Source organism: Streptomyces sp. NBC_00996, from assembly GCF_045162675.1.
In the GTDB taxonomy this organism is placed as follows: Bacteria; Actinomycetota; Actinomycetes; order Streptomycetales; family Streptomycetaceae; genus Streptomyces.
Genome location: NZ_CP108723.1, coordinates 5,913,854 through 5,929,627 on the forward strand (window position 1 = coordinate 5,913,854; position 15,774 = coordinate 5,929,627).

Consider the following 15,774-nt stretch of genomic DNA (forward strand, 5'->3'; position numbering starts at 1 on the left):
GTCTCAACTCCAGCCGGGAAGGGACGAAAAGACGGAAACCCCGTCATCCGCAGAACGGCCATCCGCTCGTGCGCGGGTGACCGATTCATGGTGCGCGACCCCGCCGACCGGGGCCGCGCACCACGCCCGGGTCACGCGGGACGGCGCAGATCCTCCGCCGCCCCCACGTGATCGAACAGCTCGCCCCCGTCGCCGGCGGTCAGCAGATACGCCTGAGCCTCTCCGACGTGGAAGTACATTCCGTGCAGTTCGAGCACACCCTCCCGCAGGGCCCGCGCCACGGACTCATGCGCCCGCAGATGCTCCAACTGCTGCACCACGTTGGTCAGACAGAGCTGCTCCACCGAGTCGGCCGGCGCCCGCCCGGCAAGCCGCGCCCACGGCCGGTCCTTGGCGGCCATGCGCTCCAGGCTAGGCACCCCGTGCCGCAGCCACCGCTTGAGCGGCGTGAGCGCCCCACCGGGTTCCGAGGTCATCAAGGCCTGCATCGCCCCGCACCCGGAGTGTCCGCACACCGTGATGGACCGCACCTTCAGCACATCCACCGCGTACTCGATCGCCGCGGCCACCGAGTCGTCCCCGCTCTCCTCCCCGGGCAATGGCACGAGGTTGCCCACATTCCGTACGACGAAGAGGTCACCTGGACCACTGGAGGTGATCATCGACGTGACGAGCCGTGAGTCGGCACAGGTCAGGAACAGCTGGGACGGCCGCTGCCCCTCCCGCGCCAGTCGCGCGAGCTCACCCCGCACCAGGGGCGCCGTATTGCGCTGGAACGCGCTGATGCCACGCGCCAGTTGGTGCCCGCTCTGCCCATCGGACCCGCCCGGATGGCCGCCGGGAGGTGCGGGCTGGGTGCCTGGGGAGGTCTCGCATTGGTGGTTGCGCCAGGGCGTCCAGGGCCGGCAACGGCAGTGGGCGGAACTCGCGGGCTCGGCGATCCGGGTTCCGGCCCGCCCGGTGAGCTCGACCGCGCCGCCTCCCGCGAAGTGCGCGCTCTGCCAGTCCTGCAGTGACTCGTACGCCGCGTGGTCCATGAACGATCCGTCCAACTCCACGACGGCGTCGGCCCCGTGGGGTACCAGATGCAGAGCACGGCTGAGTCGTGGCACCGCGAGGAACGTCAACTGCCCTCGTACGCGTACGTAATGGACTCCCTCCTTCTCCTCGTGCGTGATATGGGTGCGGGCGAGGCGGTGCATGGCGACGCCGACGGCAACGGAGACCCCCAGCACCACGCCCTCGAGAACTCCGAGGAACACGACGCCGAGTGTGGTGACGGCATATACCAGCACCTCGCGGTGGCGGGTGACCGTGCGGATGTGGTGCAGGGACACCATCTGGATGCCGACGGCCATCACCAGGGCGGCGAGCGATGCGAGGGGGATCAGCTCCAGGATCGGGACCATCAGCAGCGCGGCAACTACTACGAAAACGCCGTGCAGCATCGTGGAGTTCCGGCTCACGGCACCGGCTTGCACATTCGCGGAGCTTCGGACGGCGACTCCGGCGACCGGCAGTCCGCCGAGCGCCCCGGAGACGATGTTGGCGGCGCCCTGCCCGAGCAGTTCCCGGTCGAGATCGGAGCGGCTCACCCGGGACTGCAGCTCGGGCCTGCCGGCAACCATCTTGTCCACCGCGACGGCGCCGAGCAGCGACTGCACGCTGCACACCAGCGTCACGGCGAGGACGGCGGTGGCGACACCGAGTACCGGACCCTCGGGCAGTCCCGCCAGCGCATGGCTGCTCCAGGACGGCAGGTCGACCTTGGGCAGGGTCAGCCCGGCGAGCGAGGCGGTAGCGGTGGCTCCGGCGACGGCGATGAGCGCGGCGGGGGCCTTGCGCAGCATGTGCCCGGCCCGCCCGGGAATCCGCGGCCAGGCGAGCAGGAGCGCCAGCGTCAGCACGCTCATCGTCACCGCGGCGGGGTGGACGTGCACCAACTGGTTCGGTAGCGCACGCAGGTTGTCGAGGACGGAACTCTGCGGGGTGCCGCCCAGCACGATGTGCAGCTGGGCGACCGCGATGGTCACGCCGATGCCGGCGAGCATGCCGTGAACGATCGCGGGGCTGACGGCGAGTGCCGTACGGGCCACGCGCAGGCAGCCGAGGCCCAGTTGGGCGATTCCGGCGAGGACGGTGATGGCGCAGGTCGCACGCCATCCGTAGTGGTGGATGAGCTCGGCGGTGACGACGGTGAGCCCGGCGGCGGGCCCGCTCACCTGGAGCGATGAGCCGCCGAGCCGTCCGGCGACGAGTCCGCCCACGGCGGCGGCGACTAGGCCGGCCTGGAGCGGCGCGCCGGTGGCGAGGGCAATGCCGAGCGACAGGGGCAGGGCGATCAGAAAGACCGCGATGGAGGCCGACAGATCGGCACCCGCGATACGGATTCGGCGGGGCGGCGGCGTCGGCGGGGGGCTGTGGGGCTGATGGATGCGCTTGGGCCGAGTCGAGTCGGCGGCGCGGGTGGGGACGCAGGCGGGCATGGTTCCCGTCTCCTCCGGGGCAGCGCGGTCGCGGAACAGGTGGTCCCCGTCCAGGACGGCGGGGGGCGGATCGCGGCCGTGGGTCACGGCGTGCAGCGGCGGGATTTTCAACAATCAGTAAACGGATCGTAATGCAGAGTAAAGGCATCGTGCGAAATTTCGGATCAAATAGGGCAGTAATTCACCCTCCAGGGTGAACCTGGCATTTTGTCGGCTTGTCATATTTATTCCTCCTTCGGTCCCGTGCGACGTTGGCCGCGCTGTCGGCAAATCGCCGCATATCAGCACAGAACGCCCTAATCGGCGTTGCCTCGACCGTAGGAAGAAGGAGGGCGGAATATGGCCGCCACCCAGAGGATCGCCGCGGGCGCAGCGCTCGCTGCGGCCTGCGCCACGGCGCTCGCCGGTTGCTCGAGCGATGCGACCGGTTCCAAGGAAGGCGCGCACGGCGCGAAGGAGGCGGCCGGGGCCCCCGCGCCCCAGAGCGCGGTCCGCCTGATCGGCGACGGTTCCACCGCGTACACCGGTGCGCAGCCGCATCTGCCCAAGCCCGTGCGGCTGAAGCCCGGTCAGAAGCCCCCGCAGTTCGTGGTCTTCTCGTGGGACGGCGCCGGCGAGGACAGCCAGAAGCTCTTCTCACACTTCCGGAAGATCGCCAAGGCCAACAACGCGACGATGACGTACTTCCTGAGTGGCCTGTACCTGCTGCCGGAGGACAAGCGCGACCTGTACAGACCCCCGCAGCACTCACCCGGCAGTTCCGAGATCGGCTTCAACGACGAGCAGGGCATCAAGGACACCGTGAATCAGCTGCGCGGCGCGTGGCTGGAGGGCAACGAGATCGGCACGCACTTCAACGGCCACTTCTGCGGCAGCGGAGGCGGGGTCGGTGAGTGGTCGGTCGCGGAGTGGAAGAGCGAGATCGCCCAGGCGAAGTCGTTCGTGAAGTCCTGGAAGACCAACACGGGCATGAAGAAGGCGTCTCCGCTGCCCTTCGACTACGACAAGGAGCTCATCGGCGCCCGCACGCCGTGCCTGGAAGGCCAGAAGAACTTCATGAAGGCGGCACGCCAGCTGGGCTTCCGCTACGACACCAGTGGTGTCAACAACCAGGTCTGGCCCAAGAAGAAGCAGGGGTTGTGGGACCTGTCGATGCAGCTCGTACCCTTCCCCGGGCACTCCTACGAGCAGCTCACCATGGACTACAACTTCATGATCAACCAGTCGGGCACCCGGACCCAGGGTGACCCCGACAAACAGGAGTACTGGGGCGACCAGATGCGTGACGGCCTGCTCAAGGGCTTTGACCGCGCCTACAACGGCAACCGCGCGCCGCTGATCATCGGCAACCACTTCGAGTCCTGGAACGGCGGCAATTACATGCGTGCCGTCGACGAGGTCGTCGAGAGTGTCTGCACCAAGCCCGAGGTGCGCTGCGTCTCCTTCCGGCAACTGGCCGACTGGCTCGACGCCCAGGACCCGGCCACCCTCGACAGGCTGCGTGGCCTCAAGGTCGGCGAGGCCCCGAAGCAGGGCTGGGCGTCCTTCCTTTCAGGCCGCCCCGCGCCTGCCCCGAAGGGCGTCCCCGGGGCACCGGCGGTCAAGCCGTAGCGGCGGCTCCAGGCCCCCGGCTCGAGCCGCAGCGGTCCCCCGCGGGCCGGCGGCTCAAGCCGTGGCCACCAGGCCCTCACCGAGTACGAAACCGGGGTCGACCTGCGCGGCCAGGTCCGCCCCGGTCTTCGCGTTGCCCCAGCTGCTCGCGTTCTTCAAGTGGAAGTGCACCATCTGGCGCGTGTAACGCTCCCAGTCGCGCAGTTCGTACGTGGCGTCCGCTGCGGTCTGCAAGGTGCGCAGGGAACGGCGGTTGGCGTCTTCCAGAAACTCGAACCGGGGCGGGCGGCCCTTCTCCATGGCGCGCACCCAGTCCGAGTGCCCGACGGTGACCAGGAGGTCGTCGCCGACTTCGGTGCGGAGGAAATCGATGTCGTCCTGGCCCTGCACCTTGTTGCCGACGACCTTCAGGGTGACGCCGAAGTCGCGGGCGTACTCCTTGTACTGGCGATAGACGGAGACCCCCTTCCGCGTCGGCTCGGCGACGAGGAACGTGATGTCGAAGCGGGTGAACAAGCCGGACGCGAAGGAGTCGGAGCCCGCCGTCATGTCGACGACGACGTACTCGCTCCGGCCGTCGACGAGATGGTTCAGGCAGAGCTCCACTGCACCGGTCTTGGAGTGGTAGCACGCCACTCCCAAATCGGCCTGGGTGAACGGGCCGGTGACCATCAAACGGACGGCGCCACCGTCGAGTTCCACCGAACGCGCGCAGGCGTCGTACACCGGATTGTTCTCGCGCACCTGCAGCAGCCGCGATCCCTCGCCGGGTGGGGTCGTCTTGATCATCGTCTCGACGGACGCGATGCGCGGGTTGGAGCCGCGCAGGTAGTCCTTGATCAGGGGCAGCCGTTCACCCATCGCGGGGAGTCCGGCGGCATCCGTCTCGTCGAGGCCGAGCGCGGCGCCCAGGTGCTGGTTGATGTCGGCGTCCACCGCGACGACCGGCGATCCGGTGGACGCGAGGTGGCGGACGAAGAGCGAGGACAGGGTGGTCTTGCCGCTGCCGCCCTTCCCTACGAAAGCAATTTTCATGTTCACAAAGAGTAGTGGGATGATTGCTCTGAGTGCCTGCTGTACGTGAAGAAGACCACTCCTTCGTGGGGCAGGCCGCCGGGGTGCGTAATGTCGTACTCATGAGTACGACAGGCGCGACCGCCGATCCGCTAGCGGCCCTGGGTTCGCTTCCCGGAGTGGCCGAATCCGTGGAGTCCGTCCGCAAGGCCGTGGACCGGGTCTACGGCCACCGGATCATGCGACGCCGCAGTAACGAGATCACGTCCGAGGCGGCACTGCGCGGCGCGCGCGGTTCCGCGGCGCTGTCCGGTGCCGACTGGGCCCTCGAAGAGGTGCGCCGCCGCACCGACTTCAGTGCGGACGACGAGGCCCGGACGGTCGGCGCGGCCCTCAGGCTGACCGCCGAGGCGGGCCAACTCCTGTCCATCTGGCGGCAGTCGCCCCTTCGGGTGCTGGCCCGGCTGCATCTGGTGGCGGCCGCGGACAAGGGTGACGAGGTCGGCCGGCCGCGGCAGAACGGCGAACCGGCCGACGAGCCCCTCGTCGAGCTGCCGCTGCCGGACGCGCATGAGGTGGCCGGGCGGCTCGAAGGCCTCTCGCGGCTGATCATTACGGGCGGTTCGGCCCCCGCACTGGTGACCGCGGCCGTCGTTCACGGCGAACTGCTCGCCCTGCGCCCCTTCACCTCCCACAACGGCCTCGTCGCGCGCGCGGCCGAACGCATCGTCCTGGTCGGCAGCGGGCTCGACCCGAAGTCGATCTGCCCGGCTGAGGTCGGTCATGCCGAACTCGGCCGTGCTGCCTACGCGGCGGCCCTGGACGGCTACGCGTCCGGTACCCCGGAGGGCATGGCGGCCTGGATCGCCCACTGCGGCAAGGCGGTTGAGCTGGGCGTGAGGGAGTCGACGGCCGTCTGTGAGGCGCTTCAGCGCGGGGCGGCGTGAGGAGCTCGAAAATCGCCCTCCACAAGGGAATCGCCCTCCACTAGGAGGGCGAAAACTCCCTCCGGGAAGGCGAAGAACTCCCTGAGCAGGGTTGCGGCGGTACGAGTTCTCGTACCGCCGCTGGCATGCTCACCGGGTTACCAAGCGTCCTCGATATGTTGCCCATCAGGTCGGGAACTGTGGCCCGTGGCCTGGTGCGGCTGGCCCGTAATCGACGGGTCGACGTCGCGTGGGTGCTCGGCGTTCATGCTCGGTCCGTGGGGCCTTGGTTGCGTTTAAAGGTGATCCTCTCGGATGTCCTTGGTCTCGCGGGCCGTTAACCCCTTTGTACTCCAGGTCCCGAGGAAGCGGAAGCCCTGACTGCACTTCTTTACTTTTAGGTTCAAACGGGTGTGAACCGGACCTGAATGTGCTGTTCGCACAGAGGTGACGTGATCACATGGCGGTCGCGCGCCGCCGACTGGCGTACCAGACGAGCCCTGCCGTGGCCGCTGCCGCGCCTATGGCGGCCGCCGCGACGAGTGCCGGACGGGGCGGTACGGACAGTGAGGGCAGTCGCTGCTTCAGCCGGACCGGGCGGTGGAAGTCCAGAATCGGCCATGAGCGGGCGAGGGCCTCGCGGCGCAGCGCGCGGTCCGGATTCACCGCGTGCGGGTGGCCGACGGACTCCAGCATCGGCAGGTCCGTCGCCGAGTCGCTGTAGGCGTAGCAGCCTGCGAGGTCGTACCCCTCGGACACGGCAAGTTCCTTGATCGCCTCGGCCTTCGTCGGCCCGTAGGCGTAGTACTCCACCTCGCCGGTAAAGCAGCCGTCCTCGCCCACGATCATGCGGGTCGCCACCACCCGGTCCGCGCCGAGCAGTTCACCGATCGGCTCGACCACTTCCGTTCCGGACGTGGACACGATCACGACGTCGCGCCCGGCGGTGTGGTGCTCCTCGATGAGGGACGCGGCCTCGTCGTAGATGATCGGGTCGATCAGGTCGTGCAGTGTCTCGGCGACGATCTCCTTGACCTGCTGGACGTTCCAGCCGCGGCACATCGCGGACAGGTACTTGCGCATCCGCTCCATCTGGTCGTGGTCGGCGCCGCCCGCCAGGAACACGAACTGGGCATATGCGGTACGCAACGCGGCCCTGCGGTTGATCAGCCCGCCTTGGTAGAACGACTTGCTGAACGTGAGCGTGCTCGACTTCGCAATGACCGTCTTGTCCAGGTCAAAGAAGGCTGCTGTGCGAGGCAAGGAGTGGTTTTCCACGAGCCCGAGCATAGGCGCCCACCATTCGGCGTAAGGTGAGGCGCGTGGGTTTGCCTGAGAGGGCTCTCGGGTACACCATGGAAGTCACGGATCGTTCGCGACCGTGCTAACCCGGTCCGACTCCTCCCCCCCCGAGTCGGCCGTGGGGACGACCCCCGCTCTCCCCCCCGGCGGGGGTCGTCGCATGTCCGGATGGGTTTTTCCCCCCTCTTGCGCGGCCTCGGGGCCTTGTTGTCACCGCTCTGGCCGTCCTCTACGCACGCCCGCGGCCCGTCACTGTGTGTAGCCGTTGGGCTGCTCTAAGGAAGTCGTACACGAGTCACCGGTATGGGTGAAGGCGATATTCACAACCACTGAGTTGTCCACAGTTATCGACCAAGATCCACACGATTTCCGGGGTCGCTGCACCGTGATTCCAGCGCGCTCCGGCGGCGGCAAGTTCCTCGCGGCGAGTTCATGGCCGGTTCCGTTTGTCGGGCGCGTTTGGCCGGTTCGTATCGGCCGTTCATATGGAGGCCGGTTGCCGGTTCTTCACACGAGCGGGAATCGCGGGTCCGCAGAGGACCCTGCGAGCCCCGCGCAAGAAGCAGCGAAGGGGGCTGGAGATCGTGGCGGGAGCCATCACGCATGACCGGCCGGGTGCCGCCGAGGGGCGGCAGGGCGGACCGTTGATCGTCACGGAGGACGCCGAACTGCTGGACGACCTGCTGCGCCTGTGCGCGGCGGCGGGCGCCAGGCCGGAGGTCCACCACGGAGTGCCGGAGCGCAGGGGCAGCTGGGAGGCGGCGCCTCTCGTACTGGTGGGCGACGATGCCGCCCGGCGCGTGCGCGGGGCCGCGCGCAGAAGGGGAGTGGTGCTCGTCGGGCGGGATCAGGACGATTCCGGCGTCTGGCGGCGGGCGGTCGAGATCGGTGCCGACCATGTCCTGGTGCTGCCCGATGGTGAGCAATGGCTCGTCGACCGCATCGCCGACGTGGCCGAGGGAGTCGGCAGGCCGGCCCTCACCGTCGGGGTCCTCGGCGGCCGAGGCGGCGCCGGAGCCTCCACGCTGGCCTGTGCGCTCGCCGTCACCTCCGCGCGCGAGGGGCGTCGCACCCTGCTCGTGGACGCGGATCCGTTGGGCGGCGGACTCGACGTACTCCTGGGCGGAGAGGCGGCCGAAGGTCTGCGCTGGCCGGCGTTCGCCGCCTCCCGCGGCCGGGTCGGTGGCGGCGCCCTTGAGGAGTCCTTGCCCGAGCTGCACGCGCTGCGGGTCCTGAGCTGGGATCGCGGTGACACCGTCACCATTCCCGCGCAAGCCGTACGAGCGGTGCTGGCCGCCGCCAGACGGCGCGGCGGCGCGGTGGTCGTCGACCTGCCCCGCCGTATCGACGAAGGCGTTGTCGAGGCCCTCGCCCAGCTCGACCTGGGGCTCCTTGTGGTCCCCGCCGACCTGCGCTCGATCGCGGCGGCGGGCCGGGTGGCGTCCGCGGTCGGCATGATCCTGCGCGATCTGCGGGTCGCGGTGCGCGGCCCCTACGCGCCGGGCCTGGACGACCGAGAGGTGGCGCGGCTGCTCGGACTTCCGCTGGTGGGCGAAGTGCCCGCCGAACCCTCGCCGTTGGACGGAGGCCCGCCACCAGGAGGAGCGGTGCGGGGGCCGCTCGCCCGGTTCTGCGCCGCCTTCTGGGAGCGGGTTCCGGTGGAAGGCGGGGGCGTATGAGCTGGGATGCCGCCACAGGGATGGACTGCGGCGCGGGATGGGACGGACGTACGGTCCCGCGGGACGGGCATGCGGGCTCGCTGGAGGGGTGTACCGGCCTGCTCGACGGCGTACGGCAGTGGCTCGCCGAGAGCGGCTCCGAGCCGACGCCCGCGCGCGTGGCACAGGCGCTGCGCGAGCAGGGGCGCGTGCTCGGGGACGCCGAAGTCCTCGGCGCGGCTGAGCAGTTGCGCTCGGAACTGGTCGGAAGCGGCCCGTTGGAACCCCTGCTCGCCGACCCGTCGGTTACCGATGTGCTGGTGTCCGCGCCGGACCGGGTGTGGGTCGACCGGGGCGCAGGCCTGGAGCTGACAGCCGTCTCCTTCCCGGACACTGCGGCGGTACGACGCCTCGCACAGCGCCTCGCGGCCGTGGCCGGACGGCGGCTCGACGACGCACGTCCGTGGGTGGACGCGCGGCTTCCAGACGGCACACGTCTGCATGCGGTGCTGCCGCCGGTCGCCGTCGGCTCCACCTGCCTGTCTCTGCGGGTCGTACGGCCGCGTGCGTTCACGCTCGACGAGTTGGTGGCGGCGCGGACCGTGCCGCCCGGCGGGGACCGGGTGCTGAGAGCGCTGCTGGACGCCCGGCTGTCCTTCCTGATCAGCGGAGGCACGGGCTCCGGCAAGACGACGCTGCTGAGTGCGTTGCTGGGGCTGGTCGGTCCCGGGGAGCGGATCGTGCTCGCCGAGGACTCGGCGGAGCTGCGACCGCACCACCCCCATGTGGTGCGCCTGGAGGGGCGGCCGGCCAACCAGGAGGGGGTAGGGCTGGTCGCGCTCCAGGACTTGGTCCGTCAGGCCCTGCGTATGCGACCGGACCGGCTGGTTGTCGGCGAGGTGCGCGGACCGGAGGTGGTCTCCCTGCTGGCCGCGCTGAACACCGGCCATGAGGGTGGCTGCGGCACGGTGCACGCGAACGCGGCGGCGCAGGTGCCGGCGCGCCTGGAGGCACTGGGCACCGCGGCCGGGCTCGACCGGGCCGCCCTGCACAGCCAGTTGGCGGCGGCGTTGTCCGTGGTCCTGCATCTCGTACGCGACCGGGCCGGGCGGCGGCGGATCGCCGAGGTGCATGTGCTGGAGCGTGCCCCGTCCGGGCTGGTGGTGACGGTGCCGGCACTGCGGTGGGGCGCGGAGGCCTTCACGTACGAGCGGGGATGGGAGCGGCTGCGGGGGCTGCTCCGGGATGGGAGTGAGGGGAGCGGGCTGTAGTGACGGAGGTCGGTGACGGGAGTGAGGGGAGCGGGCTGTAGTGACGGGAGTTGGTGAGACCTCGGTGGCGGCGGCCATGGTGTGCGCCGTGGCGGCGACCTGGTTGCTGGGCGGCTGGGATTCCGGGGCGCGCAGGGCCCGATTGCTGTGCGCGGGCGGGGTGGTGGCGACCGGTCCGCCGTCGTGGGAGAGGGCGCTCGCCGGATGGCGGCGGGTGCGCGGGCGGCTGCGGGCTGGAGGGTGGCCGGTGGTCGCCGCGTTGGTGGTCGCGCTTCTGGGCGCGTCCGTGCTGCCGTTGCTTCTCGGGGCGGCGGGAGTGCCGCTGCTCCGGCGGGTACGGCGGGCCACGGAGGCGCGGCGCGAGCGGGAGCGTCGGGGTGATGCCGTGATTGCCCTGTGCGGGGCCCTGGCCGGGGAGGTGCGGGCCGGGCGGCAGCCGGGCGAGGCGCTGGTCAGGGCCGCGCGCGATTCGGGCGGGCTGGGCGAGGCGAAGGCGGTGGTGCTGGCAGCGGCGAAGTTCGGCGGGGATGTGCCGGGCGCGCTCACCGATGCCGCGCGGCAGCCGGGGGCCGACGGGCTGGTGGGACTCGCCGCGTGCTGGCGCGTGGCCGTGGACCGGGGCGCGGGCCTGGCGGCGGGTCTCGACCGCCTGGAGGGGGCGCTGCGCGCGGAGCGGGACCAACGAGCGGACCTGCGTGCCCAGTTGGCGGGGGCACGGTCGACCGCGGTGATGCTCGCGGGGCTGCCGGTCCTGGGACTCCTGCTGGGCACCGCACTGGGCGCAGATCCGCTGCACGTGCTGCTGCACACCGGACCCGGACTGGGCTGTCTGCTGGTCGGCGGGGTGCTGGAAGGCGCGGGGCTGTGTTGGGCGCTGCGGATCGTGAGGGGAGCGGAGGCGGCATGAGCGCGGAGGTTGTCCACAGGCTGGGGGCGATTGTGTGCGGGGTGCTGGCGCTCGGGTGGCTGATGCAGTGGCTCGGGGTGGCGCGGCGTGAGCGGCTGGCGCGCAAAAGGCTGGCGGAGTTGCTGGCGTCGGGGATGGCGCATGCGGAGCGGCCGCGCTTTGAGGTCCGTGACGTGGCGCGGCGCCGGCTGCCGGTGGCGGGTGCGGTGTGCGCGGGCTGGGTGCTGGTCGGCGGTCTTGCCGGGGTTCTGGTGGGACTCGCGGCCGGGTTCGGGGTTTGGCGATGGCTCCGACGGCGGCGACTTGTGCCTGTGAAGGAGCACGACGCGGCGCTTGCCGCCCGACAACTTCCCCTCGCTGCGGACCTGGTGGCGGCCTGCATCGCGGCCGGGGCAGGCCCTGTCGTGGCGGCCCAGGCCGTGGGTGAGGCCCTGGGCGGGCCCGTCGGGGAGCGGCTGGCACGGGGCGCGGCCGAGGTGCGCCTCGGCGGTGAACCCGCCGAGGCGTGGCGGAGGTTGGCGTCGATACCGGGTGCCCGGGCATTGGCGCGGCTGCTGGAGCGGGCGGGTGAGTCGGGGGTACCGGCGGCCGTGCCGGTCGGGCGGCTCGCCGCGGAGGCCCGCGCCGAGTGGGGGCGTACCGCTACGGCGCGGGCACGCCGGGCGGCCGTCATGGTCACCGCGCCCGTGGGGCTGTGCTTTCTGCCCGCCTTCATCGCGATCGGCGTACTGCCCGTGGTGATCGGACTGGCCGATGGGCTGCTGGGAGGAGGTGGTGGGTGACCGACGAAGGCGACGGCACGCGGTGAACGGCAAATGATCAACGGGGTTGAACCTTACGGGGGTTGAAATGCGCAGGACGGTACGAGGACTCGTTCGGGGATGTGCGTGGGCGCAGGCACGGATGCGCGCACTGGCGGCGCGGAGGGACGCGGGAATGGTCACCTCCGAGTACGCGGTGGGAATCATCGCGGCGGTGGCCTTCGCGGCCGTGCTCTACAAGGTGGTGACGAGCGGGCAGGTCAGCGAGGAACTGCAGGGCATCGTGGGGCGGGCGCTCAATGTCCAGATGTGAGCGCGTGCCCCGGGGCCGGGTGGCTCGTTCCGGGGGCGCATGGTGGACGCCTGGTCCTGCCGCTTCGGCCGGGCGTGAACGGCGGGCGCGTGGCCCGGCCCATGCGCCGGGGCGCGAACGGGCTGCCAGTGGCCCGGCCCCGTGTCGGGATCGTGGATTCGTGACCGCCGAGGCCGCCGTGGTGCTGCCCTCGCTGGTGCTCGTCGGAATAGCGCTGGTCTGGGCCCTGCTCGCCGCGTCCGCGCAGATCCAGTGCGTGGACGCGGCGAGAGCCGGAGCCCGCGCGGCGGCGCGCCAGGACCCGCCCGACATGGTTCTCGCGACGACCCGCCGCGCGGCACCGCGCGGCGCGAAGGTGACCGTGAGCCGGGAGAACGACCTGGTCCGGGTGACGGTCACCGCGACTGCGCCGGGTCCCGACGCGCTGTCCGTGGAGCTGAGCGACGAGGCCGTTGCCCTGGCGGAGGAGACGGTGGGGGTGGTTGGCGGATGAGGGAAGGTGGTTGGGCCACGCGGACCCCTCACGCCACGCGTGCCCATTCCTCTGTCGGAGGATCGGCGACTTCCTCGGACAGAGGGTCGGCAACGGTCTGGACCGTCGGGGCGATCGCCGCGCTGTGTGTTGTGTTCGGGGCGGTCCTGGCAATGGGGCAGGTCGTCGTGGTCCGGCACCGTGCGGCGGGGGCGGCCGACTTGGCGGCACTCGCCGCGGCGGACCACTGGATGGACGGTGGCACGGCGGCCTGCGCCCGGGCGGAACGGGTGGCACGGGCGCAGCGCGCGCGACTCGTCCGGTGCGCGGTCGAGGGTGAGCTCTCGGACGTGACGGCGGCGTCGGGCAGAGGACCGTTCGCCGCGGAGGTCAGATCGAGGGCGGGACCCGCTGGACCGGTCGAGCTCGGCCCCGCGGGACCTACAGGGCCGGTCTCCCCAGGCCCGGCCGTCGGCCCGCCCCGGCCGGACCCGGAGCCGCCGGCGGCGGTCAATCGCCAGGCGCTCCATCGTCCTGCGCTCGGCCCTCCTGCGCCGCCCGCAGCAACTCCGTGAGCAGCCGTACGGCGCCCCGCTTGTGCAAGGGATCGTTCCCGTTGCCGCATTTGGGCGACTGGATGCAGGAGGGGCAGCCGGCGTCGCACTCGCAGGAGGCGATCGCCTGGCGGGTGGCGGTGAGCCAGGTGCGGGCGGTGTGGAAGGCGCGCTCCGCGAAGCCCGCGCCGCCGGGGTGACCGTCGTACACGAAGACGGTGGGCAGCAGGGTGTCCGGATGCAGCGGGACGGACACGCCGCCGATGTCCCAGCGGTCGCAGGTGGCGAAGAGCGGCAGCATGCCGATCGACGCGTGCTCGGCGGCGTGCAGGGCGCCGCCGAGGATCTCCGGGCTGATGCGGGCCGCGTCGAGCTGGTCCTCCGTGACCGTCCACCAGACGGCGCGCGTGCGCAGCGTACGAGGAGGGAGGTCGAGTTTCGTCTCGCCCAGCACTTCCCCGGTGATGACACGTCGACGCAGGAAGGAGACGACTTGGTTGGTGACTTCGACGGAGCCGTAGCACAGTCGGCCGTCGCCCCAGGGGACTTCGACGTCGGTCTCCAGGACGGAGATGGACGTCGTGTCGCGGGCGACCGTCGAATACGGCGGGTTGGCCTCCTCGACGAGTGCGACGGAGTCCTCCAGGTCCAGCTTCTGCACCAGATACGTACGGCCTTGGTGCAGATGGACCGCGCCCTCGTGGACCGTCGTGTGCGCGGCGCCGGCGTCGACCGTGCCGAGCAGCCGACCGGTCCCGGCCTCGACGACCTGCACCGGGCTGCCGCCCTCCCCGCGGATGTCGGTCAGATCGGCGGCCCGCTCCCGGCGTGTCCAGTGCCAGGCCTTCGTCCGGCGGCGCAGCAGCTTCGCGGCCTCCAGCTGCGGCAGCAGATCGGCGGTGGCCGGCCCGAAGAGCTCCAGGTCGTCGTCCGTGAGCGGTATTTCGGCGGCGGCGGCGCACAGGTGCGGGGCGAGGACGTACGGGTTGTCGGGGTCGAGGACGGTGGATTCCACGGGCTGGTCGAACAGTGCCTCGGGGTGGTGGACGAGGAACGTGTCCAGTGGGTCGTCGCGGGCGACCAGGATCGCCAGCGCGCCCTGCCCCGAGCGTCCTGCCCGGCCCGCCTGCTGCCACAGGGACGCGCGGGTGCCCGGGTAGCCGGCGATGACGACGGCGTCCAGGCCGGAGACGTCGACGCCGAGTTCGAGGGCGGTGGTGGCGGCGAGGCCGAGGAGTTCGCCGGAGTGCAGGGCACGTTCGAGGGCGCGGCGTTCCTCGGGGAGGTAGCCGCCGCGGTAGGCCGCGACGCGCCGGGCCAGCGAGCGGTCGACCTCGGCGAGGCGCTCCTGGGCGATCACCGAGATCAGCTCGGCGCCGCGCCGGGACCGTACGAAGGCGATCGAGCGCATGCCCTGGACGGTGAGGTCAGTCAGCAGATCGGCCGTCTCGGCGGTGGCGGTACGCCGAACGGGTGCGCCTTTTTCGCCGTGCAGCTCGGTGAGCGGAGGCTCCCAGAGGGCGAACACCAGTTCCCCTCGTGGGGAGGCGTCGTCCGCGACCTCGACGACGGGGAGGCCGGTCAGCCGACGCGCGGCCACCGACGGCTCGGCGGCGGTCGCGGAGGCCAGCAGGAAGACGGGAGAGGCGCCGTAGCGGGCGCACAGGCGGCGCAGGCGGCGCAGCACCTGGGCGACGTGGGAGCCGAAGACCCCGCGGTAGGTGTGGCACTCGTCGATGACGACGTAGCGCAGCGAGCGGAGGAAGGAGGACCAGCGGGGGTGGGAGGGCAATATCCCGCGGTGCAGCATGTCGGGGTTGGTCAGGACGTAGTTGGCGTACTGGCGCACCCATTCGCGTTCCTCGAAGGGTGTGTCGCCGTCGTACACGGCTGGGCGTACGGCATTGCCCAAAGGTTGTGAAAGTTCCTTCACGGAGCGGCGCTGGTCGGCCGCGAGGGCCTTCGTCGGGGCCAGGTACAGCGCGGTGGCGCCACGGCCGTTCGGGGCCTCGGAGCCGTCCAGCAGGGCCGTCAGGACCGGGGCGAGGTATGCCAGGGACTTGCCGGACGCCGTGCCCGTGGCGACGATCACCGACTCGCCGTCCAGGGCGTGCTCGGCGGCCCGTGCCTGGTGGGCCCAGGGGTGCTCGATGCCCGCGGCCTGCACCGCGGCGATGACCTCCGAGCGGATCCGGTCGGGCCAGACGGCATGGCGGCCCTCGCGCGGGGGCAAGTGCTCCGTATGAGTGATGCGCGAAGTCCGGCTCGGTCCCGAGGCGAGCCGGTCCAGGATTGTGCCCGGCGAGGGGCGGGAAGCGGTGTCCGACGAGGGTCGATCGGATCGGTGATTCTTGGCCATCGGCATCGAGTGTGTCACTGGCGTGACGGACAATGGGGCCAAGGCGTCGTGCACGCCTGCCGGTAAGTGATTGAATGCCATCGCGGCTGGCGAACCGTCCCGGGGGCTCTGCCGAGGTGTCCCATGGGGCGACCGCTCGA

Annotated in this window: 13 protein-coding genes; 9 read left to right on the forward strand and 4 right to left on the reverse strand. The window is 71.1% G+C overall.

What is annotated here, in order from left to right:
* Positions 1-131 precede the first annotated feature (131 nt).
* Positions 132-2,486, reverse strand: coding sequence for a SulP family inorganic anion transporter (locus OG390_RS27855; protein WP_406177879.1), 2,355 nt, complete (start codon positions 2,484-2,486; stop codon positions 132-134).
* Positions 2,487-2,825: 339 nt separating this feature from the next.
* On the opposite strand from OG390_RS27855, the gene OG390_RS27860 reads away from it, so the two are divergent.
* Positions 2,826-4,097: a hypothetical protein gene (locus OG390_RS27860; protein WP_406172050.1), complete on the forward strand. Its 1,272-nt coding sequence runs from the start codon at positions 2,826-2,828 to the stop codon at positions 4,095-4,097.
* A 54-nt stretch (positions 4,098-4,151) separates the two neighbouring features.
* On the opposite strand, the gene OG390_RS27865 is transcribed toward OG390_RS27860, so the two are convergent.
* Positions 4,152-5,132, reverse strand: coding sequence for an ATP-binding protein (locus OG390_RS27865; RefSeq protein WP_406172051.1), 981 nt, complete (start codon positions 5,130-5,132; stop codon positions 4,152-4,154).
* A gap of 101 nt (positions 5,133-5,233) precedes the next feature.
* Between OG390_RS27865 and OG390_RS27870 the strand changes: the two genes are divergently transcribed.
* Positions 5,234-6,058 carry an oxidoreductase gene (locus OG390_RS27870; RefSeq protein ID WP_406172053.1) on the forward strand — a complete coding sequence of 275 codons (825 nt, stop codon included), beginning with the start codon at positions 5,234-5,236 and terminating at the stop codon, positions 6,056-6,058.
* 435 nt (positions 6,059-6,493) lie between these two features.
* On the opposite strand, the gene OG390_RS27875 is transcribed toward OG390_RS27870, so the two are convergent.
* Entirely contained in the window at positions 6,494-7,327 is an 834-nt protein-coding gene (locus tag OG390_RS27875) for an HAD family hydrolase (protein ID WP_406172055.1), read from the reverse strand.
* Positions 7,328-7,923: 596 nt separating this feature from the next.
* Between OG390_RS27875 and ssd the strand changes: the two genes are divergently transcribed.
* From ssd to OG390_RS27910, 7 genes are all read left to right on the forward strand, one after another.
* Positions 7,924-9,018: a septum site-determining protein Ssd gene (gene ssd / locus OG390_RS27880; RefSeq protein WP_406172057.1), complete on the forward strand. Its 1,095-nt coding sequence runs from the start codon at positions 7,924-7,926 to the stop codon at positions 9,016-9,018.
* Positions 9,015-10,268: a TadA family conjugal transfer-associated ATPase gene (locus OG390_RS27885; protein WP_406172059.1), complete on the forward strand. Its 1,254-nt coding sequence runs from the start codon at positions 9,015-9,017 to the stop codon at positions 10,266-10,268. The genes ssd and OG390_RS27885 overlap by 4 nt, the downstream gene beginning before the upstream one ends.
* A gap of 76 nt (positions 10,269-10,344) precedes the next feature.
* Positions 10,345-11,175: a type II secretion system F family protein gene (locus OG390_RS27890; protein ID WP_406177881.1), complete on the forward strand. Its 831-nt coding sequence runs from the start codon at positions 10,345-10,347 to the stop codon at positions 11,173-11,175.
* Positions 11,172-11,957: a type II secretion system F family protein gene (locus OG390_RS27895; RefSeq protein ID WP_406172061.1), complete on the forward strand. Its 786-nt coding sequence runs from the start codon at positions 11,172-11,174 to the stop codon at positions 11,955-11,957. The genes OG390_RS27890 and OG390_RS27895 overlap by 4 nt, the downstream gene beginning before the upstream one ends.
* 67 nt (positions 11,958-12,024) lie before the next feature.
* A complete protein-coding gene (locus OG390_RS27900; protein ID WP_406172063.1) occupies positions 12,025-12,249 on the forward strand; it encodes a DUF4244 domain-containing protein in 225 nt (74 codons plus the stop codon).
* A 160-nt stretch (positions 12,250-12,409) separates the two neighbouring features.
* Positions 12,410-12,742, forward strand: a complete 333-nt coding sequence (locus OG390_RS27905; RefSeq protein WP_406172065.1) for a TadE family type IV pilus minor pilin — start codon at positions 12,410-12,412, stop codon at positions 12,740-12,742.
* Positions 12,739-13,296, forward strand: a complete 558-nt coding sequence (locus OG390_RS27910; protein WP_406172067.1) for an Rv3654c family TadE-like protein — start codon at positions 12,739-12,741, stop codon at positions 13,294-13,296. The genes OG390_RS27905 and OG390_RS27910 overlap by 4 nt, the downstream gene beginning before the upstream one ends.
* Here OG390_RS27910 and OG390_RS27915 read toward each other — a convergent pair.
* Complete coding sequence (locus OG390_RS27915; RefSeq protein ID WP_406172069.1) at positions 13,232-15,715, reverse strand: DEAD/DEAH box helicase; 2,484 nt, start codon at positions 15,713-15,715, stop codon at positions 13,232-13,234. The two genes, OG390_RS27910 and OG390_RS27915, sit on opposite strands and share 65 nt — an antisense overlap.
* Between the last annotated feature and the right edge of the window lie 59 nt (positions 15,716-15,774).

Excerpts from the sequence above, each read along its gene's own strand:
- OG390_RS27855 (WP_406177879.1), bottom strand. The coding sequence starts at position 2,486 with ATGCCCGCCTGCGTCCCCACCCGCGCCGCCGACTCGACTCGGCCCAAG.
- OG390_RS27860 (WP_406172050.1), top strand. The coding sequence starts at position 2,826 with ATGGCCGCCACCCAGAGGATCGCCGCGGGCGCAGCGCTCGCTGCGGCC.
- OG390_RS27865 (WP_406172051.1), bottom strand. The coding sequence starts at position 5,132 with ATGAAAATTGCTTTCGTAGGGAAGGGCGGCAGCGGCAAGACCACCCTG.
- OG390_RS27870 (WP_406172053.1), top strand. The coding sequence starts at position 5,234 with ATGAGTACGACAGGCGCGACCGCCGATCCGCTAGCGGCCCTGGGTTCG.
- OG390_RS27875 (WP_406172055.1), bottom strand. The coding sequence starts at position 7,327 with ATGCTCGGGCTCGTGGAAAACCACTCCTTGCCTCGCACAGCAGCCTTC.
- OG390_RS27885 (WP_406172059.1), top strand. The coding sequence starts at position 9,015 with ATGAGCTGGGATGCCGCCACAGGGATGGACTGCGGCGCGGGATGGGAC.
- OG390_RS27890 (WP_406177881.1), top strand. The coding sequence starts at position 10,345 with ATGGTGTGCGCCGTGGCGGCGACCTGGTTGCTGGGCGGCTGGGATTCC.
- OG390_RS27895 (WP_406172061.1), top strand. The coding sequence starts at position 11,172 with ATGAGCGCGGAGGTTGTCCACAGGCTGGGGGCGATTGTGTGCGGGGTG.
- OG390_RS27900 (WP_406172063.1), top strand. The coding sequence starts at position 12,025 with ATGCGCAGGACGGTACGAGGACTCGTTCGGGGATGTGCGTGGGCGCAG.
- OG390_RS27910 (WP_406172067.1), top strand. The coding sequence starts at position 12,739 with ATGAGGGAAGGTGGTTGGGCCACGCGGACCCCTCACGCCACGCGTGCC.
- OG390_RS27915 (WP_406172069.1), bottom strand. The coding sequence starts at position 15,715 with ATGGCATTCAATCACTTACCGGCAGGCGTGCACGACGCCTTGGCCCCA.